At 43.0% G+C, this 20,312-nt stretch carries 18 protein-coding genes; 3 read left to right on the forward strand and 15 right to left on the reverse strand.

Features of this window, described 5'->3' with window-relative positions:
- Positions 1–101 precede the first annotated feature (101 nt).
- The 6 genes from BUB99_RS03205 to BUB99_RS03230 form a co-directional block, all read right to left on the reverse strand.
- Positions 102–578 (reverse strand): DUF4468 domain-containing protein, encoded by a 477-nt coding sequence (locus tag BUB99_RS03205; protein ID WP_073119367.1) that lies wholly within the window; start codon positions 576–578, stop codon positions 102–104.
- Positions 579–773: 195 nt separating this feature from the next.
- Positions 774–2,252, reverse strand: a complete 1,479-nt coding sequence (locus tag BUB99_RS03210; protein ID WP_255416049.1) for a sugar porter family MFS transporter — start codon at positions 2,250–2,252, stop codon at positions 774–776.
- Between the two features lie 50 nt (positions 2,253–2,302).
- Complete coding sequence (gene xylA, locus BUB99_RS03215) at positions 2,303–3,646, reverse strand: xylose isomerase (protein WP_073119371.1); 1,344 nt, start codon at positions 3,644–3,646, stop codon at positions 2,303–2,305.
- Between the two features lie 16 nt (positions 3,647–3,662).
- Positions 3,663–5,147, reverse strand: a complete 1,485-nt coding sequence (locus BUB99_RS03220) for a xylulokinase (protein ID WP_073119372.1) — start codon at positions 5,145–5,147, stop codon at positions 3,663–3,665.
- Positions 5,148–5,677: 530 nt separating this feature from the next.
- The gene (locus BUB99_RS20540; RefSeq protein WP_221407479.1) at positions 5,678–7,300 is read right to left on the reverse strand and encodes an SEC-C metal-binding domain-containing protein; all 1,623 of its coding nucleotides are present in this window, start codon (positions 7,298–7,300) and stop codon (positions 5,678–5,680) included.
- 502 nt (positions 7,301–7,802) lie between these two features.
- On the reverse strand, positions 7,803–7,982 hold the full coding sequence (locus tag BUB99_RS03230) for a hypothetical protein (RefSeq protein WP_139280875.1): 180 nt from the start codon (positions 7,980–7,982) through the stop codon (positions 7,803–7,805).
- A gap of 197 nt (positions 7,983–8,179) precedes the next feature.
- On the opposite strand from BUB99_RS03230, the gene BUB99_RS03235 reads away from it, so the two are divergent.
- Positions 8,180–8,707: a CAP domain-containing protein gene (locus tag BUB99_RS03235; protein WP_084190321.1), complete on the forward strand. Its 528-nt coding sequence runs from the start codon at positions 8,180–8,182 to the stop codon at positions 8,705–8,707.
- A 152-nt stretch (positions 8,708–8,859) separates the two neighbouring features.
- Here BUB99_RS03235 and BUB99_RS03240 read toward each other — a convergent pair whose 3' ends face one another.
- Together BUB99_RS03240 and BUB99_RS03245 are read right to left on the reverse strand one after the other, a co-directional pair.
- The gene (locus tag BUB99_RS03240) at positions 8,860–9,342 is read right to left on the reverse strand and encodes a GNAT family N-acetyltransferase (RefSeq protein ID WP_221407480.1); all 483 of its coding nucleotides are present in this window, start codon (positions 9,340–9,342) and stop codon (positions 8,860–8,862) included.
- Between the two features lie 251 nt (positions 9,343–9,593).
- Positions 9,594–11,243: a lipocalin-like domain-containing protein gene (locus tag BUB99_RS03245; RefSeq protein WP_073119377.1), complete on the reverse strand. Its 1,650-nt coding sequence runs from the start codon at positions 11,241–11,243 to the stop codon at positions 9,594–9,596.
- Between the two features lie 615 nt (positions 11,244–11,858).
- Between BUB99_RS03245 and BUB99_RS03250 the strand changes: the two genes are divergently transcribed.
- Positions 11,859–12,578, forward strand: coding sequence for a cytidylate kinase-like family protein (locus BUB99_RS03250; RefSeq protein ID WP_073119379.1), 720 nt, complete (start codon positions 11,859–11,861; stop codon positions 12,576–12,578).
- Between the two features lie 70 nt (positions 12,579–12,648).
- On the opposite strand, the gene BUB99_RS03255 is transcribed toward BUB99_RS03250, so the two are convergent.
- From BUB99_RS03255 to BUB99_RS03275, 5 genes are all read right to left on the reverse strand, one after another.
- Positions 12,649–13,200 (reverse strand): hypothetical protein, encoded by a 552-nt coding sequence (locus tag BUB99_RS03255; protein ID WP_073119381.1) that lies wholly within the window; start codon positions 13,198–13,200, stop codon positions 12,649–12,651.
- A 265-nt stretch (positions 13,201–13,465) separates the two neighbouring features.
- Entirely contained in the window at positions 13,466–14,578 is a 1,113-nt protein-coding gene (locus BUB99_RS03260) for a chorismate mutase (RefSeq protein WP_073119383.1), read from the reverse strand.
- A 25-nt stretch (positions 14,579–14,603) separates the two neighbouring features.
- Complete coding sequence (locus tag BUB99_RS03265; RefSeq protein WP_073119385.1) at positions 14,604–15,497, reverse strand: prephenate dehydrogenase; 894 nt, start codon at positions 15,495–15,497, stop codon at positions 14,604–14,606.
- On the reverse strand, positions 15,494–16,651 hold the full coding sequence (locus tag BUB99_RS03270; RefSeq protein WP_073119386.1) for a pyridoxal phosphate-dependent aminotransferase: 1,158 nt from the start codon (positions 16,649–16,651) through the stop codon (positions 15,494–15,496). The genes BUB99_RS03265 and BUB99_RS03270 overlap by 4 nt, the downstream gene beginning before the upstream one ends.
- Positions 16,632–17,477, reverse strand: a complete 846-nt coding sequence (locus BUB99_RS03275) for a prephenate dehydratase (RefSeq protein WP_073119388.1) — start codon at positions 17,475–17,477, stop codon at positions 16,632–16,634. Before BUB99_RS03275 ends, BUB99_RS03270 begins: the two co-directional genes overlap by 20 nt.
- 332 nt (positions 17,478–17,809) lie before the next feature.
- On the opposite strand from BUB99_RS03275, the gene BUB99_RS03280 reads away from it, so the two are divergent.
- Positions 17,810–18,403 (forward strand): tetratricopeptide repeat protein, encoded by a 594-nt coding sequence (locus BUB99_RS03280; protein WP_139280876.1) that lies wholly within the window; start codon positions 17,810–17,812, stop codon positions 18,401–18,403.
- Between the two features lie 3 nt (positions 18,404–18,406).
- On the opposite strand, the gene BUB99_RS03285 is transcribed toward BUB99_RS03280, so the two are convergent.
- A complete protein-coding gene (locus BUB99_RS03285) occupies positions 18,407–19,648 on the reverse strand; it encodes a glycosyltransferase (RefSeq protein ID WP_139280877.1) in 1,242 nt (413 codons plus the stop codon).
- Positions 19,649–19,658: 10 nt separating this feature from the next.
- The gene (gene pdxH, locus BUB99_RS03290) at positions 19,659–20,303 is read right to left on the reverse strand and encodes a pyridoxamine 5'-phosphate oxidase (RefSeq protein WP_073119393.1); all 645 of its coding nucleotides are present in this window, start codon (positions 20,301–20,303) and stop codon (positions 19,659–19,661) included.
- Positions 20,304–20,312: the final 9 nt, after the last annotated feature.

Here is a 20,312-nt window from a genome sequence, read left to right on the forward strand (position 1 = left end):
AACTAGATTTGTACATTTAGTTTCGGACACAAACAAAAAGCCACTGATGAGATTCATCAGTGGCTTTTGCTTTCTAAAACTATATGACTAATTACTATTTCTTAAGGCTGTTTTTGCGCCATCATTTCTCCATACATGCTCGTTTTTAAGCTTTCGGAGATGACTTGAAATTCACTATCCAAATCAGGGATGATCTTCTTTTTGGCTTTCAGCTTTTTATCTTCTAGGACATATACTTTACCCTTGGTTCTATAAGTCAAATCTTTGACGGTTTCTCTATACATCCCATCAAGGCACTCAATCACCAGAGTATAACTCACCGCATTGGGCATCCCATCTAGTTCATGCTCTTGTGTCGCCTTGATTCGGATTTTATTCTCCGCTTCTAGACTATAAATTTTATGTTCAGATCCAGAAAATCTATTGTCTACAAAGGCCTGTGCTTTTCTATACAACTCTACTTTATCGCCTTCTACTCTGACGATCTTTTGATGAATGTACTTGCCGCTCTCCAAGGTTAGTTGTGCTGTCGCTTGAAAACTAGCCATCACAACAAGAATGAATATGATTCTTTTCATAACTAATTTCTTTTGTTACAAAACTAGATCAAGTCGCAATTCTTAACTACCTGATAAATACCTATTTATACTTTTACGGTTTTTGCTTAAAATGTAGTACAATACACCTACAACACTACCAGTCAGCTTATTATAAAAAAATCCCCTAACGCCAGAGGAGCTAGGGGATTTTTAAAATCTTATAAGAGAGGTACTTTAGCCCTCCATCTCTTCTAGTTCCTTTCCTTTGGTCTCTTTCACGTACTTGATCACAAAGAAGATCGATATGATCGCTCCGAGCGTGTACAAGCTATACGCAAAGGCCAAACCGGCTGATCCCAAAATCATCGGGAATGTCAGTGTCACTAGGAAGTTAGACACCCACTGCGCGATACCTGCAATCGCCAGACCCAATCCACGGATTTGGTTCGGAAACATCTCACCAAGCATCACCCACATCACAGGTCCCCACGAGAAGTTGAAAAAGATCACGTAGAGATTGGCAGCTATCAGTGCCAATACACCCATCGAATCGCTGAGTGCTAGCGTTTCATTGCCTGTCACTGGGTCTGCTACCAATGATCCTGATGCAAATGCCACCACGACCAAAATAAGCGTGATACTCATCCCTATCGATCCGATGACCAAAATAGGTTTTCTACCCATCTTGTCTACCAGCAACAAGGAAGCTACTACCGCACCGATACTGAGTGCGCCAGATACCACGTTGATCAATAGCGCATCATTCTCTCCAAAACCAACCGCCTGCCATAGGATAGATCCGTAGTAGAATACCACGTTGATCCCGACGAACTGCTGAAAACTGGCGAGCCCTATCCCTATCCATACGATAGGCTTGATTCTACCCAATGTCTTGTCGTACAAATCAGACAAACGCGGCTTGTGATGATCTTTGGCTAAAGAAGATTCGATTTCATCCACTTTGGGCTGTCCCATACCTGCACCATAGAGCGTATCCATGACCTTGAGCGCTTTCTCATTCTTTTGCTTAGCCACGAGATATCGTGGACTCTCTGGGATGAAAAACAAGGAAATCAAAAAGATCGCTGCTGGGAACAATTCCATCCAGAACATCCATCTCCATGTTTCAAAATCCATCCAAAGGATATTGATGGCCGAACCAGAAATATCTGCCAAAATATAGTTGCTAAGGAAAGACAAAAATAGCCCCGTTATAATCGCCACTTGCTGCACCGTCGCCAAAGCCCCTCTGAAGCGTGCCGGTGCAATCTCCGCAATGTAAGCAGGTGCCATCACAGACGCCGCCCCGACTGCTAGTCCACCGATGATTCTGTAAACGATAAATTCTGGAGAAACCGTCGCAATCCCCGATCCCCATGCAGAGATGATAAAAAATACAGCCGCCACGATAAGCATCGTACGTCGACCATAGGCATCTGCCAGCTTACCTGCAAAGAAGGCTCCTACTGCACAGCCCAACAGCATAGAAGCTACATTGAATCCACTGCCAACATCCTCCGCTTCAAACGCAACCTCCAGCCCATGCACGGTACCGTTAATCACTCCGCTATCAAACCCAAAGAGGAATCCCCCCAAAGTCGCTACTAGCGTAATCCCTATCACATAGAGATTGTTTACTTTTTCTTCTGTTTTCAAAATTGTTATAGTTTTAGTCTTTAGTAATTGTTGCTGCAATGCTACAAAATGAAGCACAAAAAAGGGGTAGACTTATGTTAAATCTACCCCTGTTATTTCTATCAATATTATCTTATATACTGATTGATGATGTTTTCGAAGAGCTCCTGCTGACCACTTCTTAACTTAGGCTCGCCTCCTTCGTGTGCGATCTTGGCCAACGTCTCGAAATCCATCTTACCTGACTCGAACTCCTTGCCCTGGATCGTGTTGAATGAGCTGTATCTCGCTTTTCTCAAGTTAGAGTACTGTGAGTTGGTCAAGATATCGTCTGCGATCATCAGTGCTCTTGCGAAGATGTCCATACCACCGATGTGCGCATAAAAGATATCCTCTAGATCAGTAGAGTTTCTACGCGTCTTCGCGTCGAAGTTCACCCCTCCACCTTGTAGGCCACCGTTCTCTAAGATCACGAGCATTGCCTCAGTCACTTCGGTGATGTCGTTCGGGAACTGATCCGTATCCCATCCATTTTGGTAATCTCCTCTGTTCGCATCAATACTACCGAGCATCCCTGCATCTGCAGCAGTCTGTAGTTCGTGCGTGAACGTGTGCTGCGCCAAAGTCGCGTGATTCACCTCGATATTGATTTTGAAATCATTTTCTAATCCGTGCTCCTTCAAGAAACCAATCACTGTCGCCGAATCAAAATCATACTGATGCTTAGATGGCTCAGCGGGCTTAGGCTCGATGAAGAAATTCCCTTTGAAGCCTTGCTTGCGTGCATAGTCTCTCGCCATGGTCAAGAACCTACCCATGTGCTCTTGCTCCTTCTTCATGTTCGTATTGAGCAAAGACATATAGCCTTCTCTACCTCCCCAGAACACGTAGTTTTCACCACCCAGTTTGATCGTCGCATCGATGGCATTTTTAACCTGTGCACCAGCGTACGCTACGATATCAAAATCAGGATTCGTAGAGGCTCCGTTCATGTAACGTGGGTTTGAGAATGCGTTCGCAGTACCCCAAAGCAACTTAACCCCTGACTCAGCTTGCTTCAACTTGGCGTAATCTGTGATCGCATCTAGACGCTCACCCGACTCCTTCAAAGAGGCTCCCTCGTCTACCAAATCCACATCGTGAAAACAGTAGTATGGTGCTCCGATCTTCGTAAAGAATTCGAAAGCAGCATCCATTTTGTCTTTTGCTCTCTCTACTGCATCCGCTTTCGCATCCCAAGGAAATACTTTCGTACCCGGGCCAAATGGATCTCCACCCGTCCCACAGAACGTGTGCCAGTATGCGATCGCAAACCTGAAGTGCTCCTTCATGGTTTTGCCTGCTACGACTTTGTTTTCGTCATAGTATTTGAATGCCATCGGGTTGTCAGAATCCCTGCCTTCATATTTTATTTTGCCTATTCCGCTGAAGAACTCTTTGTCTCCAGTCACGATTTTTGCGTCATCTGCCATGTCTGTATCTGTTTTTCTATTTTAGTAAATTCTGTAATTCTTCTTTCCAAATCTTGTACCCTGCCTTATATGGTGCAGGATCTTGTGCCGCTTTGTAGGTTTTGATCGTATCCATTTTGGCGAATGCCACCTCGACATTCTCATACACACCCGCCGCTACTCCTGATGCCTTGGCAGCACCCACAGCACCTGTCGCCTCCAGCATCTGTATCTCACAGTCTAGGACACTCGCGATCGTCGTAGAGAAGATTTCGGACTGAAACAAGTTGTCATTGCCGACCTTCATCACACGCACATCCATGCCCATGTCCTGCATCACTTCCATCCCGTAGATGAACGAATAAGCAATCCCCTCCAAGGCCGCTCTGAAAAAGTGTGCCTGTCCGTGACGGTTGAACTGTAGGTTGGATATATGTGCACCCGGATTTTGATTTTCCAAGACACGCTCTGCGCCATTGCCGAAAGGAATGATACGCAAGCCGTCCGAATTGATCGCGATCTCAGAAGCCATCTCTTCCATCTGTGGATACGAGATGCCGTTGGTAGCAATCATCTGCTTCACATAGCTGTATTGTATCCCTGCCCCGTTGATACACAGCAAGACGCCCACGCGTGGGTTGTCTTGGGTGTGATTCACGTGCGCAAATGAATTAACTCTCGTCTGTGGATCGATGGCTGGCTTGTCTACCACACCGTACACCACACCAGACGTACCCCCTGTCGCAGCTACCTCTCCGGGGTTGAATACATTGAGGGACAAAGCATTGTTGGGCTGATCGCCTGCTCTGTACCCGACAGGTATGCCAGCCGTCAATCCTAAGAATGCCGCCGCTGCCTCCGTGAGCTGCCCTTGATCGCCTATAGAAGGTACGATCTCTGGGATCACACTGGCGTCTATGCCGTAGTGATCCAATAGGAAGCTTGCTATTTTTTCTTCTTTGAAGTCCCAAAGCATCCCCTCCGACAAGCCCGAAACCGTAGTGGTCGCCTGGCCCGTCATCTTGAGTGCGATGAAGTCTCCTGGGAGCATCATCTTGTGCACTTTGGCAAATATCTCTGGTTCGTTGTCCTTGACCCATTTGAGTTTGGACGCGGTGAAGTTGCCCGGTGAGTTGAGCAATCGCTCTAGACACTTGCTCTCTCCGATCTCTTGGTAGGCTTGATTGCCTATCGCTACCGCACGGCTGTCACACCAGATGATGGAGGGTCGCAGTGGTGCATCGTCTTCGTCCACGAGCACGAGCCCATGCATCTGATAGGAGATGCCTATTCCTTTGATTTGAGTAGTATCGATCGCATTAGAAGCAAGAAGCTTCTGCGTCACTTTCTGGATGTTGTTCCACCAGACGAGGGGCTCTTGCTCTGCCCAGCCCGCCTCGTGCGAAATGATATCCATCTCCACCTCTGGATACTGCGTCAACGCTACCGTCTTGCCACTATCCACTTCTACCAAGGCGGCCTTTACCGAAGAACTACCCAAGTCATATCCTAATAAATACATCGCGTCTATTTAGTCTTTGTCATTGAAAAAGTCGAGCTGTGCTCATACACTGGCCCAACTAGACAACAAAGAAAGACTTGTTTGTATCGGAATGATAAAAAACAGCTACTTCAACAACTCTTCAATTCACTTCAATACTACGTCAGGCAGAGAATAAGATGGAGATAAAAAGTATGGCTTTGTGCGCATCAATCATATCACACTGTGGAGCGTGTTTAGGCTTTTTTGATGCAATGCGTGACTATTGCAGAGAATATACAATACTCACCGAGTAAAACCTACTCAACAGGCAACATGCTCTTTTTCATAGGAGGAGGAGTAAAATATCTAAACTACTTAAGTGTTTTCAACGACCCGATATGCTGTGGGGCGTATGTTATGTAGTTTGTTTCTGTACGAATATGAGTCGAATCTGGGATTCGACTCATATTTTTTGATTTACAATGAGGCGCACCACAGAATCGGCGGGACTTCCAAAAGCTGTGCAGCCTCTTTAGCTCTGAACCGCCCTGCAGTCATATCGATTGTTATCACTCTTTTAAAATGTCTTCACAGCATTTTTTAAACTTCTTCCCGCTTCCGCAAAAGCAGAAATCATTTCTACCTATCCCATCAACATAGTTACCAAGTTTCGGTTCGTAATATTCTACTAATGACATGTAGTAATCACGATCAAAATGCTGTGCAAATTCTCCGTCTATCATTACTTTATCAGACCCGCTTAGTTTATTTAAACCATTTTTAAGAAAGAATGATAGATAGGAAAGTTCTCCATCTGCAAGGACGTACTTTGAGTTGTAAGTTCTGCTTGATATGTATTCACAAAATATGTCTGGAGTTCTTAAATATTTAGTAAATATTTCAAGTTGAAAAATTGAAATTGCTATGGGCGTTATTTCTTCTTTTTCATAGAAAATGTTGGAGTGAATGCTTATTGAGGCATAGTTGTCCAAGACAACACAAACCGTTAATATCTTATCATAATTCTCTGGCTGTAGAACAGCTTGATTTGAGTCATCAACTAAAATACACTGATTACTCAGTATAGGTTCATAAGCCTTCATGGACTGCTGATAAGCGTCTGAAACAGATTTTTTGAAATCAGTTTTAACTGATTCCACATTTCCCTGTTTTGACGACTGTGTTAGCTTTTTGGACTTAATTTGAAAGACTATTAGCGTAGTATTGTGAACAACGCATACATCTAAATCAGTAATTGTTTTTGTTTTATTCTTTTTGACCAACACGTTGCTAAAGACATTACTACCTCCAAAAACGTTGGTTAACAGTTGATGTACTATGTTTTCAGCAGCTTTTCCTCTATTCTTTGTTGCTATTTTTTTGTCATATTCTTTATCCCGCTTCATCCAATAGAATGGACTTTCATAAATAGCTTCAGATAATAGGTAAGGAATCGGAATTACGTAACGATCACCAAAGTCTATGACGGGTTTTTGATTGAAAAAATTGATGTCGCCAATATTTTTAAAGTCCTTGTTCTCCTCCGATTTCATATCCCATGAAAAGGTGTCCAATACAATCTGAAATTGTGGAAATCTATCGAACACGTAGTTCTTCTTGTGAATTATGAAGGGCTCATCTACACCTTTATAATCCTTATTGTATTTAAAATTTAGACAAGATTTAATGTAAACATACAGATGCAGAAGTGTTTCCACATCAAAGCTGAAATGCTCTTTTATCCATTTTCTGTCTTCAGCGTACTTTAAGGTTGAGAATAAGGCATACTGATAATCATAGACTCCTCCACTAGAATAAAAAATAGTCTCTTGAAGTGAAGCTGAACTTGTCATCCGATTCTCTAGTTCTTCAATAAAGTTTTCGCTTTTCGGATCAATCGCAGGAAATTCTTCAAATAGCGCCCAATGGAGCTTATTCATAAGGTTCTCTAACTCCGTAGCTGCCTCGGTTACATTAAGAGCTTCGGTATTTGAGTTGCTGATATTTTTCACCCAATAACCGAATAGGTGCCCAAGTTCATTTGTATCTAGTAGTTCTCTTGGGTTTCTTGTGTCAAGCTCATCAACGTAACAGTTTAGATTCCTGTCTACTAAAAGCATTAACACATCAAAATAATTGGAATAGCGAGAAAAGGTCTCAATTTGAGTTAGGATAGATTCTTTTTTATTCAATACTGAAAGGTCTGGGTGATAACAACCGAGTAAAGTTCACTCCGCAGTTTATACTTGTTATGATTGATTTCCTCAAGAATACCTCTTTCCTGTCATTGCGACAAACATCTATTTGCCAAATAATAGCCACCCCGTGAATAATACCCAGAACTAGGTATAGCCAATGGACCCACAGGTAGGCATGAGGTCATTGCCAAAGCAATATGATTCATACTTCCACTTTTAGCTGTCTTTAGTTCAGGCTCGAAGTAAGCTTACATGAAGGTTCATGTAAGGCAAGGTCAACCCCATGCTTGCGCAAGGTGAGGACTCTGCTTGCACAAGCTGAAGCCGGTGCTTGCGCAAGGCAAGAACTCATGTTGCACTGGCACCACCAAAGGATACATTTAGCCCTTTTCGATGCAGTGCGTGACCACTCTCCTCTATCAACAAAACCTATATTAAGACCTATGATCACCATCCCTTAACCTACCAAAGAAAAGAAAACACCATTGGGCATTATTCATTTTAGCTTTGAGGGAGGGAAAATCAGATCAGAAACAAAAGCTGTTTGAGCCCTGGCACAAAAGACAATCATCATGCAGCAGACAGCAGGGCGAGTTTCTTTTGTTTCCTGATTTGCGCTTTCGAAATGCGTTAAGAAATGAATGCAGCCCTTGATTTCTTTGCTTACTTTCTTCATCAAGGAAGAAAGTAAGGCCAAGCCGGCGAGGCGAATGTCAGCACACCACCTAAGCATAATGCATTACCTATGCAACGGGCAAGATACCCTTCCTGCGATCTAGGATCATTATACCTTAACCTACCACCAGATAGTCTGAGCGTTTTTCAAACAAAGCTATTTTGTTTTTCTATCTTCGCTCGTCAAAAATCACTCCTATGATTCAAATCAAGCTTACAGCACGTACATTTTTCGTTTTACTCATCTTATCTCCCATACTTTTTTTCTCCTGTGGTAGCGATGATGGTGATGATTCGATGACACCAGACACAGCCATCGAGGTTAACTTAGATATCAATCTAATACTGCGTTTGGTCAACGAATACCGTAGCGCAGGTGCGACCTGTGGCACGAGTGAGAAAGACGCTGTCTCCGCACTAGCTTGGAGTGATGAACTCGCAAATGCCGCACTAGACCATGCCAATGACATGCAGCAAAATGATTACTTTAGCCATACTTCACAAGACGGACGCACATTTCCCCAGAGGGCTACATCAGCTGGCTTTGAAGGCAGTCCTGTAGGTGAGAATATCGCGAATGGTTATCGATCAGAAGATACCGTGATGCAAGGATGGATGGACAGTACTGGTCATTGCGAAAACATCATGGGAGACCGTGCGACACACATCGGTATTGCCAAATCTACCGAAGGGTTTTACTGGGTAATGGTGTTAGGCAGAGAGTAAATTGATCAAGAGAATTTTTAAACCCCAATCCCAACTGAGTGCAATTTGTAAACATCTCTTCCTATCATACACCAACTTTTCCTCCTAGGACGTAGATCGCTTAACCTACAGCCAGAGAAGGTTTTTAGCCACCATACCATTACCTATAGCCATTACAACCCCTCTTCTTTTTCTATTCTATGGTACACATTGGGATTGTGTTTCTCCATGTAAAATTCAGGATTAGGTAACTCCGTAAAGCCAAACTTTTTATAAAGCCACTCAGCCGTATTGGTCAATAAAATCCACCGTCTGAGTCCCTGAAGATTTGGGTGTCCCATAACTGCCTCTATCAACCATTTACTTAACCCATTCCCTCTGTACTCTTTGAGGACATAAACATCGCCTAAATAAGCAATGGTAGAATAATCTGAAATTATTCGGGCATAGCCTATTTGTTTATTTTGATGGTAAAGTCCAAAATTCAAAGAGTTTTCAATAGATATCTGTAAAGTATTTAGAGGGATCCCATTGCTCCAGTCCGTTTCATTTGCAAGGAATCGGTGAATACTAGAAATGTCCAGTTTATCCTTATCAGTTGAAATAGTGTATTCGTTTTTATGTGTTTCTATAATTTCCAATTCTGTTTTTTTCATTACTCCCAATGTCCCACTTACCTCTAAGCGCAACTTAGCATATAAATACAAAACACCCACCTCTACCTGCTCTACTAACAGTAGTACATTACTGTGAAACCTATCAACTATTTCAGGACGACTCAGTGACGATTATCTAAACCAAAAAAAGTAGTCCAATTGGACGAACCATTTGAACTACTTTTTATTTCAACCCCAGCATTGCCCTTCCGCGCTACAACTGAGGAGGACACTCTATACTTCTACTAATCCTATACTGATGGGGTACATGAAAAAGCATAAGTCGCCTGACCATCTTCAATGATCGAGCATGCCAATCCTAGCGCACCTCCCGTACCTAACATCAGTATGTATCCAGTACCTTCGGGAGACTTAAACTGCAGTACATACATCGCAGGATTATAGGTATACTTCTGTACTTTGCTCAACTTGCCTGAAGAAAACGCATAAAAAACCTCACCTAAAGAGTTGACAGATAATACCAAATCCCCATCATTAGGTCCTCCGGACAAATAATAATCACCGGCAAAATTCTGCAACGATACAGGGTTAAAGGCATTCGACCCTATGACATTAGTACCAGCTAGTTTCCCTGAAACACTCGTCAAAACCCCATTGTCAAAACCACGATCAAACTTAAGTGTATCCCCATTCGGAAAAGTCAAAGTACTGAATTCAAAAGAATACGTAGGACCAAAATCATCCGTCACTGATTTTTCCCCATCCATAGAATACGAAATAGTCACTCCAGTCTCATCTCCAGATAAACCCGCGGTTTGGTTAGTATCTATAGTCAAGAATGCGCCCTCCTCGGCTCCTTCCAAAATATAGTATCCCGTATAGCTAGACAGATCAGGGTTAGCTACTCCCAACGACTTAGAATTTACATTCTTTTTAATATTTTGCTCAATCCAAGCCGCACCTTGAACTGCCGTGCCATTATAAGTCCCCGAACAACTAGCAACTCCTTCATATATAGGTGCCGACAAAGCGTTGGTAAATACTTGGTCATCCATGAGCGTCACTATATTCAGTGTTGTGTGGATATCGAATTCTTTATTTTCAATAGCCAGACTGAATTCCATAAAATAGTCAAACCCATCCAACGATTTCGAATGAAGAGGTGTCACCTTAGTCGGTACATATACACTAGTACCATCCTCTAACAATACAGTTGCATGACTATCGATCGCTTGCCCCGCGATTAACGGCCCCTCTACTAGAGCATAATTGGACAACTGAATACCATTCTCCAACTGTACATCCTGCAAGATCCATTTGGTACTGGCAGGGAAAGCACCATATTCATGATCCATCCAGGTCGTCCCCTCGACTTCTACTATTTCGTCTCCTATGATTATCGTTCCACTAGCGACTAGATTAGTCAGCGAATAGTAATAGTTATTCTTCTTTAAAGGAGGTAGCTTCTCATTTTTGTACACCTCCTTTATACCTGTCCCCCAGACGAGCAATGGAGGCCCTACCTGATTGACCTGTATATCTATGGTACATGCCGTACCATCTTTCGTTTGGAAAGTCGCCCGAACATTCATATTCGTGGGATCATTTTGTGGAGCATTCATCGAAATAGTCGCCTCATCTATAGCCAAGTTGACACTCCATGGTTTAGACAAATCAGACTCTGCCCAATCCGTAGGACATGATGCATTAAATTCATAGCATTCATAATGTTTTTTGGCGTTTATATCTGCAACAGAGATTTGAATCAGACCATAAGTTTCCATTCTAGTGGCATTCACCTCAAAGCCAAATTTTCGCTTGCCGAACTTATCCTGCAAAGTACCAATATGCCACCACCATTCAGTAGAAGCTTCTACATGAGCATATTGATCCTTAGGAAGTTGAATGGCTGGCACTTGAATTTTTTGTTTTGTTTTCATCTTGTGTATACTTTTTAATCCTCTCCTACTCTATTTTGGATTTTCAGACCTCTCCTCTTAGACTACAATGACCGGCACTACTCCATCGAGCAATATGCTTTCGGTCACAATTCAAAAGTGCCTGTTATCTTTGAAGCCTTGATACCTCCAAATAATGATTTACCTCAATACCTCCTTTTGCTAAAATAGGTAACACATATACCGTATCGGTCTGACAAAAACTATGATTAAAAACTCCTATAGCGTACTTTTCATACACTGACGATTCTTATACTTTTTAAAATCTCTACATAGAATCTTATAGATATGTCTGCCAAATCACCATAGCGTATAAAACGCTACTACCAAAAAGTAGTGTATTAACCTTCCATCGGTGAGTAATAAATAACTAAAAAAACAACACCTTTTTATTTCGCAATCGTAATAAGAATCGTGTGTAGCGTAGCGTACCTGATGACCCCAAAACATCCATAAGCCCAGTAGACGTCTACTCCACACATCAAAACAACCCTATCAAAACCTAAACGAAACATGTATCATTTCGAAAAGTGAGTCATGCAGCTGTAACAACTCGTACTGCTGGTTGATTCCTTTTTGAGTTAACAACAATATGTTATGAAAATTAATTTAAAAAACTACTTAGAAGAGCGTGATCGTATGCAGGCTTTTCAATCCGTAGAGGGGCCAACTCTCACGATCTCTAGAAACTTTGGTTGTGATGAAGAGGCTGTCATCCAGTCACTCATCACCAAGCTGAACCAGCTCCAAGGTGAGGGACTCAAACCCCATCCCTGGCAGTACATCGACAAAGAAATTCTAGAAGAATCTGCCCATGAACTAGGCATCAAAGCCATAGATGTAGATCACCGAGTACGCTTGCATCATTCTGCCATTGTCAATGAATTGCTTTCTGGTTTCACTCATCACTATCGATTGCCAGATCAAGTGATCATCAATAAGGTCAAAGAGATCATCACGACCTATGCCCAAAAAGGCAACGTTATCATCGTAGGACGCGGAGGGATAGGTGTGACTCGCTCTATAAAAAACAGTCTACATATCAAGTTGACTGCTCCGCTAGCGCATCGCGTAGCGATCGTTTCGAAAGCGAAAAGAATCAGCGCTACCGAAGCAAAAGAACTCATCCAGCGCATGGACAATGACAGAAAAGCTTGGGCGGAGCATTTGGTAGAGCACGAGATAGACAACAGTATCTTTGATTTGACCTTCAATATGGAAACAGCCACTGTAGACGAAATCACAGATCTGATCATCTCTCTTCTACAAAAAAGGGGCTTGGTCTCTCCGCATTCATCGATTGCAAAAGCGGTGTAAGAAATGTAACACAAAACGCAAAGAGGTTTTTAAGTCCATGGACTTGAAACCTCTTTTTTGTACACGACGATCAGTCCCAGCTTGCTTTGAGATCAAAAACCTGATCCCCTTTGGCCATCGAGCTTAGAATTTCGACTTTCATATTGACACAGCCACAGATCTCACCTGCCCGCTCGATCCATCCTGCGATACGGTGCTCTATCAACTCACTATTGACGGGTAGCTGGGTACATCTCACCAAGATGCCGTTGTTCGAACTCTCTTTGATTTCCAGTTGGCTAGGGTTGTAAAAAGTCGTTAGTATTCTGGGGGCACGCTTGAGAATAAAACTCGGTGTACTCACCATCACGAAGACTTTGTATATCCCTGTCAAGCCTGTCTCAGCACTGTATCGACCTACCTCCCACGAACCTCTCAAAGGATCTGAATATGCCAAGTTACACAACGCTTCGAGTGGTTTGAGTAGTGCGTCTTCGATGTTGTACCATGACGAATTGGATACGTTACCCAGAAGCTCAGATGTTTGTTGAGGCAACTTAGACACCCATTGCTTATATTTCCCTTCATGCTTGCTAGATACAAAATCATCGATCCCTCTCAGCATTATTCCTCTTACCTCCATGTACTTTGTATAATTCCGTATTCGTCGCAATTTGTACAAAGATGATTTCAAATAAAAATTGGAGTAAAAAGAAGTTTCAGACGATGAGATATAGAAAAAGAGAATTGAATAAATAACCAACTACTAATCAACAAGTTAATACTAAAAAGTACAGCCCGATCGATTAAGTTATCTATTTGGCGTTCAGCTCCAAATCAAAAAAAGAAAGCCCTGACTTCCAAATCGGAAAACCAGGGCTTGATATTTCACCAAAGGAATCTATCCCTTATGCGTTCTCTGCTTTTGTTTCACCAGAATTCATGATCGCTGTCTGTCTCTTGATAGAGTTGTTGTGGATCATTTCGTAGAGATCATGTACGAACTGCTCTTGGAGCAACAAGTCCTTCCCTTTTTTCACTCTATTCTCCATGATTTCCTCATATCTACCGACCTGTAAGATCGTGATATTGTGCTCCTTCTTGTGCATCGCGATCTCTTCAGCCACTTGCATTCTTTGTGCCAATACTTCCAACAGTTCATTGTCTATCTTGTCGATCTTCTCTCTAAGATTTTTCAATCTCAATTCGAAATCCACATCTTCAGAATTCGCTTCTCTGATGATCAATCTATCCAAGATACCTGCCAATGTCTTTGGTGTGATCTGCTGTTTAGCATCACTGAGTGCATTGTCTGGATCGATATGCGTCTCTATCATTACACCGTCCATTTGCATATCAAATGCCTTCTGTGACACTGGTTCGATCAACGCTCTGTTACCTGCGATGTGACTAGGATCACAAATAATAGGTAGATTAGGAATGATTCTCTTCAACTCGATCGGAATCTCCCATGTCGGGTCATTTCTATACTGCGAACCACTCTTTGCAGAGAATCCTCTATGAATACCTCCTAATTTGGTAATACCCGCTTGGTTAATACGCTCCAACGCACCGATCCACAATTGCAAATCTGGATTGATTGGATTCTTAACCAATACAGGCACATCATGACCTTTCAGTGCGTCTGCTACTTCCTGAACAGAAAACGGGTTCACCGTTGTTCTTGCTCCTACCCATAGGATGTCTACGTTGAATTTCAACGCCAACTCTACGTGTTCAGCATTCGCTACTTCTACTGCGGTCAAAAGACCCGTTTCAGCTTTTGCTTTCTCTAGCCATTTCAAGCCCACTACACCGATACCTTCAAATGCTCCTGGTCTTGTTCTTGGTTTCCAAATACCCGCTCTCAATACCTGAATATTGGTATTTGCTTTGATCTGACGAGCAGTTTCTAAAACCTGCTCTTCGCTCTCTGCGCTACATGGTCCACCGATAATCAAAGGGGCGTTCAACCCTTCAATCCAGTTTTCCAAAGGCGACAATGTCAAATTAACTTTCATGTCTTTAAATAATAATAATAATGAGTTATACTACTTCTTCTTTAATGGGGCTGTCAGTCCTCTTCTTGCTATCAATACCCTTCAAAACCCTACGGATTTCATTGGCATTATCCATGCAAGAGATCATGGCATCCTCTTCTCCTTCATCCAACAGCGTCTTAAACGCCGCTAAATTATCAATATATGCACCCAACGCCTTGCTGATGTGCTTTTTATTCTGTTTAAATATAGGCGCCCACATCTGCGGCGAACTCTTGGCCAACCTCACCGTAGAGGCAAATCCACTCCCCGCGAGGTTAAATATATTCGCCTCATTCTTCTCAATCTCCAAGACCGTCTGCCCAAGGATAAAAGAGCTAATGTGCGATATGTGTGACACATACGCAATGTGCAAATCATGCGACTGACTATCCATCTCGATGATATGCATCCCAAGATTCAGCAAACATGACTTGGCCAGCTCATAACATGACCTTTGAGACTTCTCTGCATCACAGATAATCCCCGTTTTACCATCGAAGAGTGACGAAAACGCCGCTTCTGGCCCAGAATTCTCAGTCCCTGCAATAGGGTGTGCCGCTACAAAACTCTTTCTATTCTCATGTCCTTCTACCACCTGACATATTTGTTCTTTGGTAGACCCGAGATCCATCACTGTCGTCCCCTCATCAATCGCATCGAGCATAGCTGGTAGCAGTTTGGTCATCCCATCTACAGGGATTGCCAAAATAACAAGATCGGCACGTTGGATCGCTTGCTGGTAGACGACTGTCTCATCTACTAGACCCAACTCCACCGCTTTCGCACAGTTGCTATCGCTGAGATCCACCCCCAGCACTAAGTCTGCAAAACCTACTTCTTTAAGTCGCTTACCCACCGATCCTCCGATCAGTCCTAAACCTATTATTGATACGATCATGCTTTTACCGTTTCTAATCTCCCCAATACTGTACGCAATACATCCTGCGTAGAGCAAAGAGATATTCTTATATATCCTTCGCCATTCGAACCAAAAATTGTTCCCGGCGTGATGAACACATACTTGTTTTGCAGTATCTCATCGACAAACTCCTCGCTCTGTCTCCCCTCAGGAATCCTAGCCCATAGAAACATACCCGACTGCTGTTCGTCATGCTGACATTCTAATATATCAAGCAACTGCTCTGCCAACAGACGCCTCTGCTGATACTCTTTATTGATGGATTCAAACCACTCTTTTGGAAGGCTCAGTGCTTTAACCGCTGCATCCTGTACAGGTCTAAACATCCCAGAGTCCACGTTGGATTTTACTCTCAAAATCGCATCGATGTACTCCTGTCGTCCACTGACCATCCCTACTCTCCAGCCTGCCATATTAAAAGCCTTACTCATAGAGTTTAGTTCCAAGCAATTCTCCTTGCTCCCCGGGATAGACAACAAACTCAATGGGTTGTCATTGAGGATAAAACTATATGGATTGTCATTGATGACCAATATTTCATTTTGATTGGCAAACTCTGCCAAGCCTGCCAAAATTTCTTTGTTCGCCTTTTTCCCTGTAGGCATATTGGGATAGTTCACCCACATCATCTTGGCTGCCTTGATCACTGCTGCATCGATCTGATCAAACTGTGGTACCCATCCATTTTCTTCTTTCAGGTCGTAGAACACTACTTTAGCCCCCATCATTTCTGCTGCTGTTTTATAGGCAGGATACCCTGGATTAGGAATCAAAACCGTATCCCCAGCATTCAAGAAGGCCATAGAGATGTACATCACTCCTTCTTTGGAACCCAACAAGGGTAAAATCTCCGAAACGGGGTTCAACTCCACGTCATAATGACTTTGGTAGAAGGCAGCTATCGCCTCTCTCAACTCGGGAATCGAGCGATAAGACTGATAGGCGTGATTCGTCGCATCACTGGCACTCCTCACCAACTCCTCAGCTACCTCTGGCGCTGGGGGCAAGTCAGGACTACCGATCCCCAAATTGATCACGTCCTTTCCGTCCGCGACCATGGCCCTGATTTCATCCAATTTCTTAGAGAAATAGTACTCCTTTACATCCGCTATTCTATCTGCTACCTTTATCATATTCAGGCATTACTCCTTTTTTGTATTCACCATGTATTTTAATCAATTCCGCACTTTTCTCAATGGCTTTGAGGGCAGATTGATAGTCTTTGTAATCCTCCCACACCACATCCACATTGAATGCGTATCGGTATGGCTGGCCTAAAACAGGCATAGACTGAATCTTCGTCATATTGATCTTGTGCTCTTTGAACGCCACCAGCACATCAGACAACCGACCCGGGTCGTGCTTGGTCATGATCCTCAAAGAAGCCTTCTCTGGTTCAGCCGTATGACCATTCATACGACTCTTCATGATCAAAAATCTTGTGTAATTAAGCTTATTCGTCTCTATATTCTCATGGAGTACTTCCATACCGAATAACTCAGCGGCCTTTTTACTGGCTATCGCTGCAGCATTCGTCAGCTGAGACTCTTTGATCAACCGCACACTATCGGCGGTATCTTCATATTCTGTCAATTTGATCTGAGGATGCAAAGCCAAAAAATCCGCACACTGCAATAGCGCCATAGGATGAGAGAACACCTGATTGAGTTCTTCCACTTTAGCTCCAGGATTCACGATGAGGTTCATTTCTATCCTGATGTAAACCTCTCCTACTACCTCTAGATCGTACTCATTGATCAATGCATAGTTGGGCAAAATGCTCCCAGCGATCGTATTCTCTATAGCCATCACGCCATAATCCAACTCTTTGGCCTGTATCGATTTGGCCAGCGACCTGAAGTCGTTGAATGGACGCAGTTCCAAATCTTCTCTTGCGAAATATTTGGCCGCTGCCTGATCATGAAACGATCCTAATACACCCTGAATTCCAACCTCCATTTAATCATGTTTATATCAAAAAAAAACCCCGAACACATCCGAGGTTTTTATATTTCTTGTTTACACAAAAGAACTATTCTTTCACCCCTGATGCTTTTGCATAGTAATAAAAATAAAAGTAGTTCCAATATGCTCTTGAGTTCTTCATAGTCTTTATTGATGCCCCAAATTTGAAAATTCATTAGATAACATCAAAGAAAACCCATGAAAATATTTACACATTTTCAAAATTCCAATTAATGACTATGAATAATTGCAATAATTTCAACTTTTATCATGGCAATCCTTTTCTTTGCAACCTTTTACAGTGAAAAGACATTTAAGTAGTACGAGTGAATAGATATATCTTATTGATCATTATGGTTTGGGTAAGCATCAGCAGTCATGATGCTACAGCGCAGGGAATCATCCAGCGTGATGGTTTAGCCAATATGGACAAGGGTGCTGAGGCGATGTACGATGGCAACTACCAAACTGCCGACCTCCTGTTTCGCGAAGCGTTAAATCAACTAGGCAAGCTACCTAGCGAAATGGCTTACTACTTTGGCCGCAACTCCTACCACCTCAAAAAGTACAAACAAGCCATCAACTGGCTCACCAAATACGTCCAACTCAAAGGAACTTCTGGCCAATACTACGACCAAGCCGTGCTCTATCTAGACAGAGCCAACAATGCCTACCGACTCATCAAAGAACAACAAGTCCAAGAAACCGAAAATCAATTGACTACTGACGGGTACTATGACTGCCCCTCAGACTACGTCATGTGTCCAATTTGTCATGGCAGTGGTGTGCTTATCAAACCTGGTAATTTCGGTTCGGTCTACCAGACATGCCCCTACTCTGGACTCACTGGCAAACTCACCTGCGAACAATACAACCAATACCTCATGGGCGAACTAGGCATGGAAATGCGGGACGAGTAAAAGCTAAGGCTGTTTTCGATCAAAGGCTCTAATTACTCCCAGTTTATCCCTCAAGGCATTCTGCGAGCTATCCAAATCCAACACATCAAATAACCATTCTACAGCGTCGCTAATCAGTGTATTAGGATAAAACTGATCTCTTGCGTGATGAACATACTTTAGCATTTTGAACCCATCAAACCATTGGTAAAAACGTCGTTCGAAGAGTGCATGATTCGTGGCATGTACTTTTATCTCCTTCATCTTATCCATAAACTCGACTTTGTACACGAACGAACGAATAGAATTTGGCAATGAATCGTAAAAACTACCCCACTCCGACTCAGTCATCTCATAGCAAGACGACACTTGCTCCAAAAATTGCTTGAGATCTAAAAATGTCTGAGGAGCATAGGTCATATAGTGCTCCAAACGATCTTCCATCCAATCACCTATCGCTTTGCCTGTCCCAAAAGGTACACGGTCTGACACCCGAGCAGAAGGGTAAATCGTCGTGGTATTCAAGTTATAAAAACCACCTAAAGGAATAATTTTATGAAGAAAATAGAAATCTTCACCCGCTTTGCGACGGTTCATCCCACCCTGCTTCATGTAAACAGATGATCGGGCAGCCATGCTAGAACCTATCGTCTGAAAGGCATATGGAAACCCTGCAAATCGCAAAGCATCTATATAGTAACGTAAATGCAGTTCGTAATTGATAATTCCTTCATACTGCATTTGATCTAGGTCACCAGACATCGGGTGTTCATAGTGGATAGAGCAACCGTTGACTTTGGGGTCAGAAAACAAGTGAAGCACTTCCTCCAATAGATTAGGTTCACAAACGCTATCCGCATCAAAACACAGAATCACGCCATCCTTATCTATCATATCAAATGCCCGTGCCGCTTCGTCCATACCGATTTTACGAGCCAGTCCGACACCAGCATGTTTAGCAGGCAGCTCATTATTGATTATAAAGTGGTAATTGTGTTTTCGGTTAACAGACCATTGACAGGCTTCATTATAACTCTTGTGGTTCAGTTCTTTCACCTGATCGCTAGCCTTGGCAGATGCGTTGACCATGACGATAACAGACACTGCCGCACTGCATGCACAGTCCTCCAAGGCCGCTAACGATCTTATCAAATCAGGTTCGTTGTGTGCAGGTAGCACGACTATAATTTCGGGATTCTCTGCATGCCAGTCCACGTCAAGGCAGCGTTCGGGATACGCATAGCGCGTAAGGTAAATATGACTCAAGACAGCTGGTTTAAGGTGCGAGACGCTTGGTCACCCATTGCCCGTCGACGAGCGAATACACGATACGGTCGTGCAGCCTGCTGGGTCTTCCTTGCCAAAACTCCACTTCAGTAGGTATCAATATATAACCACCCCAGAAATCAGGTCTTTTTAGTTCTTCAGTCTCGAACCTTTGTTTCACATTCTCTACACGCTTCTTTAAGAATGCCCGATCTGGAATCTCTTGGCTTTGTGGAGAAGCCCACGCACCTAACTGACTCCCTTCTGGCCGTTCGAAATAGTAGGCATCAGACACCTCAGCAGACACCTTCTCGACCCTGCCTTTAAGACGGATTTGGCGTTCTCTGGTACGCCAGTAAAAAGTCATCGATGCAAATGGATGTTTAGCCAGCTGCTGGGCTTTCTTGCTCTCGTAGTTTGTGTAAAACGTAAAACCATCCTCCGCAAAAAACTTCAGCAAAACCACCCGCCCTTCAGGGCAATTGTCCTCAGCCAGAGTGGACAGCACACATGCGTTTACCTCACTCCCTTCACTTTTCATGGCATCCTTGAACCAAAGTTCAAATTGATCAATGGGACTGTCCAAAACGCTGGTTTTAGAAAGCTCTTCCACCCCATAATCTTTTCGTATTCCTTGTATATTTCCTTCTCCCATCTTTCTATT

The sequence above is a fragment of the Reichenbachiella agariperforans genome (assembly GCF_900142205.1).
Classification (GTDB): Bacteria; Bacteroidota; Bacteroidia; order Cytophagales; family Cyclobacteriaceae; genus Reichenbachiella; species Reichenbachiella agariperforans.

What these genes read in the sequence shown, in the direction of transcription:
- BUB99_RS03205 (WP_073119367.1), bottom strand. Translation starts at nt 578, where the DNA reads ATGAAAAGAATCATATTCATTCTTGTTGTGATGGCTAGTTTTCAAGCG.
- xylA (WP_073119371.1), bottom strand. Translation starts at nt 3,646, where the DNA reads ATGGCAGATGACGCAAAAATCGTGACTGGAGACAAAGAGTTCTTCAGC.
- BUB99_RS03220 (WP_073119372.1), bottom strand. Translation starts at nt 5,147, where the DNA reads ATGTATTTATTAGGATATGACTTGGGTAGTTCTTCGGTAAAGGCCGCC.
- BUB99_RS03230 (WP_139280875.1), bottom strand. Translation starts at nt 7,982, where the DNA reads ATGAAGAAAGTAAGCAAAGAAATCAAGGGCTGCATTCATTTCTTAACG.
- BUB99_RS03235 (WP_084190321.1), top strand. Translation starts at nt 8,180, where the DNA reads ATGATTCAAATCAAGCTTACAGCACGTACATTTTTCGTTTTACTCATC.
- BUB99_RS03240 (WP_221407480.1), bottom strand. Translation starts at nt 9,342, where the DNA reads ATGAAAAAAACAGAATTGGAAATTATAGAAACACATAAAAACGAATAC.
- BUB99_RS03245 (WP_073119377.1), bottom strand. Translation starts at nt 11,243, where the DNA reads ATGAAAACAAAACAAAAAATTCAAGTGCCAGCCATTCAACTTCCTAAG.
- BUB99_RS03250 (WP_073119379.1), top strand. Translation starts at nt 11,859, where the DNA reads ATGAAAATTAATTTAAAAAACTACTTAGAAGAGCGTGATCGTATGCAG.
- BUB99_RS03255 (WP_073119381.1), bottom strand. Translation starts at nt 13,200, where the DNA reads ATGGAGGTAAGAGGAATAATGCTGAGAGGGATCGATGATTTTGTATCT.
- BUB99_RS03260 (WP_073119383.1), bottom strand. Translation starts at nt 14,578, where the DNA reads ATGAAAGTTAATTTGACATTGTCGCCTTTGGAAAACTGGATTGAAGGG.
- BUB99_RS03265 (WP_073119385.1), bottom strand. Translation starts at nt 15,497, where the DNA reads ATGATCGTATCAATAATAGGTTTAGGACTGATCGGAGGATCGGTGGGT.
- BUB99_RS03270 (WP_073119386.1), bottom strand. Translation starts at nt 16,651, where the DNA reads ATGATAAAGGTAGCAGATAGAATAGCGGATGTAAAGGAGTACTATTTC.
- BUB99_RS03275 (WP_073119388.1), bottom strand. Translation starts at nt 17,477, where the DNA reads ATGGAGGTTGGAATTCAGGGTGTATTAGGATCGTTTCATGATCAGGCA.
- pdxH (WP_073119393.1), bottom strand. Translation starts at nt 20,303, where the DNA reads ATGGGAGAAGGAAATATACAAGGAATACGAAAAGATTATGGGGTGGAA.